Annotated in this window: 2 protein-coding genes; both read left to right on the top strand. The window is 70.1% G+C overall.

What is annotated here, in order from left to right:
- Window positions 1-159: 159 nt before the first annotated feature.
- The gene (locus tag JF597_RS53590; protein WP_294014314.1) at window positions 160-1,632 is read left to right on the top strand and encodes an alpha/beta hydrolase; all 1,473 of its coding nucleotides are present in this window, start codon (window positions 160-162) and stop codon (window positions 1,630-1,632) included.
- A 566-nt stretch (window positions 1,633-2,198) separates the two neighbouring features.
- Window positions 2,199-2,729 (top strand): lamin tail domain-containing protein, encoded by a 531-nt coding sequence (locus JF597_RS53585; protein ID WP_294014312.1) that lies wholly within the window; start codon window positions 2,199-2,201, stop codon window positions 2,727-2,729.
- The last annotated feature ends 364 nt before the right edge of the window (window positions 2,730-3,093 follow it).

Below are 3,093 nucleotides of genomic sequence, written 5' to 3'. Positions count from 1 at the left end.
CATTCGACGGTCGGACGATCACGGACACGGGCAAGCGGGCACGGGGCGGGCGTCCAGGGGCTGGAGCGCGGGGATTCGATGAGTGACGCACCTCCGATACGAAGCCGCAGAACGGGCCTTTCGGTCGGTGTGTGGATTCTCGCCGGGGTCTTCCTGGCCGTGTTCGGGGCCGTTGGCGCCTGGCTCAAGCACGACGCTCCCGGCCGGAGTGCGGAGCCGCGTACGGAGTTCACCGCGAACAACCCGCCCGCCGGTCTGCCCACCGCGCTCACCACCGGCCAGCACCTTCGCTGGTCCCGCTGCACCTCGCCGCCCACTGCGCGCAAGGGCTACGACTGCGCCGCCATGAAGGCCCCGCTCGACTACGGGAAGCCAGATGGCAGGACGATTGACGTCGCCCTGATCCGCCGTAAGGCCACCGGTTCGAACGCCCGGCGTATCGGCTCGCTCGTCCTCAACTTCGGAGGCCCCGGCGTATCCGGCGTGAGCGGATTACCCGAACGCCTCAACCAGTACAAGCCGCTCCTCGACCGCTACGACCTGGTCTCCTTCGACCCGCGCGGCGTCGGCGCGACCATCCCCGTGCGCTGCGGCAAGAACGCGGACGACACCGGCTACGACGGGGCCGACGCCTGCGCCGAGCACTCCGGGGCGCTCCTCCCGTACATCGGCACCTCGCATACCGCGCGAGACCTCGACCTGATGCGCTACCTCCTCGGCGACGAGCGGCTGCACTACTTCGGCGTCTCGTACGGAACGGCGCTCGGCGCGGTCTACGCCCACCTGTACCCGTCGCACGTCGGACGGCTCGTCCTCGAAGCGTCCGTCGATCCGACCGAGAACCTCGATGAGGAGCAGGTGTCGCAGGTCAAGGCGGTCCAGGCGGCGTTCGATCGGTTCGCTGCGCACTGCGCGGCCCGTATCCGCCAGTGCCCGACAGGCGATGGGCCCGAGGAGGCCGCGCGACGCATGGCGCGCCTGGCCGATCGCCTGGAGAAGACGCCCGCCCCGGCCGGCGGCGGAAGGAACCTCGACGCCGATGACCTCGCGTACACCGTCAGTGACTATCTCGACCTCGGCACAGACGGCTGGTCGCCGCTCGCCAAGGCGCTCACCGCGCTGATCGACCACAACGACGGCGGTCCGCTGAGCAAGGGCGCGGACGACATCGGCTCGGCCGACCGCGCAGCGACCCCGCGCGACAGCAGCCGCGCCGCCCGGGTCGCGATCACCTGCGCGGACTCCAGCCTGCGCCCTGACTTCGAACGCCTCGACAGGGACAAGGCCCGCGTCAAAGCCGCCTCACCCGTCTTCGGCGCGGCCTGGTCCACTGGCGTCTACCTCTGTTACGACTGGCCGTTCGACGGCGAACGTGCCACGCCCCAGGTGAACGCCGACGGCGCGGCTCCCGTCCTTGTGGTCGGCGGCACCGGCGACCCGACTACCCCATATCCCGGCGCCCGCCACATGGCCCGCGCCCTGGGCGACGGTGTCGGCGTGCTCCTGACGGCCGAGGAGGAGGGCCACGGCACATACCCGCAGAACCGCTGCGTCGCGGAGGCGGTCGACAAATACCTCCGCACGGGCCGCACTCCGGCCGTGGGGACGGTGTGCCGGGGCAGCATGTCCTGAGGCCCGTACGGATCCGCCGGGCGGCCGTCAGCACACTGGTTCGTTCGCAGGTGTGCACCAATCACCGCCCGGTTCGAGACCGCCTTTGGATGGGTGCCGGTGCGGTGGTCGGGGCAGAGCGGCCGGACGATGCGCAGGCGGGCTGCGAGGTCGCTCCGGACGGCCTTGGCCACAGCGACGTGAATCCCCGGCGCACGATCTCCTGCCGTGCGCGGTCGAGTTCCCGCACGTGAGGGCTCGCGGTGCCCGGAGGGCCTGTTACGCACTTTCGGGTGACGGCCTGCCAGGGACTGGGGTGGCGCGCTCCGTCGAACACGGGCGAGGGACCAAGGCGCGTACCGGTCGATGATCTGACGTGGCGTCAACATGGTGCGTTCGCGGCATAAATGGACAATGCATCCAAGAGTCACAGCAATGTGGATGACCAGTAACGGACCGTCCGTATTGCGTTCACAACCTGCACGGCACGGCCATGGTGTGGATGTGCGGCCAACCGGCCGCCACCCGCACACCGCACCAGCCCGTTCCACCGGCCCCGCTGCAAGGGCTCGTCGGGGACAGGGCGGATGCTCGTACAGCCTGGGGGCTTTGTGTCTTCTTCCACGGTGACCGCCCGTCGTCTCTCCGCCGCCGTGCTGTCGGCCGCCGCGATCGTCGGGGCGGTGGCGCTGCCGGCGTCGGCGGCCGACCACGCCCGGCCCGACCGGACCAAGGTGGAGATCAGCGCGGTCCAGTACGACGCGCCCGGATGGGACGACCGCTCGCGGCGCTCGCTGAACAAGGAGTGGGTGGAGCTGTCCAACACCTCCCGCCGCACCGTCAACCTCGACGGCTGGACCCTGAAGAACGAGGACGGCGACACCTACACCTTCGACCACTACCGCCTCGAAGGCCGCGCCACGGTCCGTATCCACACCGGCTGGGGCCACGACACCGACAGCGACCTCTACATGGACCGCCACAACGAGGTGTGGGACAACCGCTCCGACACCGCCACCCTGCGCAACGACCACGACCGCTTCGTCGACGACGAGTCCTGGGGCCGTCACCACCGCGGCCACGACGGTCACCACCACGGCGGCAACCGCCACCACTGACCTCCCGGGCATCCGCCACACCAGGTGATGCCCGCAGGGTGAGGTGACAGCGCCCCGACCGGCTTGCCCGGTCGGGGCCATCCGCTTGTAGCCCGCGACCGCTGACTCAGGGCTCGGGCAGACCGATGCGCGCGGGTGCTTCTTGCAGCCGCCAGATTGCCTTCATCGGGTTGGACTATGTGTGTCGTGTCTCGGGTGCGAACCAATCAGGCCGGCGCCGACCGAGGTCAGCAGGCGATCCGGGCGTGGCGGCTGGTGAAGATGGGGGTGTCGTCGACGGCCTCGGCCAGAGCGGTGCTGGCGTTGGTCGCGACGCCCATCGCCATGAGGAGGATGGCGACCGGCAATCGCAGCGGTAGCGCGT

Origin of the sequence: Streptomyces sp., assembly GCF_019510245.1 — a bacterium.
Classification (GTDB): Bacteria; Actinomycetota; Actinomycetes; order Streptomycetales; family Streptomycetaceae; genus Streptomyces.
The sequence above is the reverse complement of the archived record's forward strand: the minus strand, read 5'-3'. Positions and strand labels throughout refer to the sequence as shown.

Excerpts from the sequence above, each read along its gene's own strand:
- JF597_RS53585 (WP_294014312.1), top strand. The coding sequence starts at position 2,199 with ATGCTCGTACAGCCTGGGGGCTTTGTGTCTTCTTCCACGGTGACCGCC.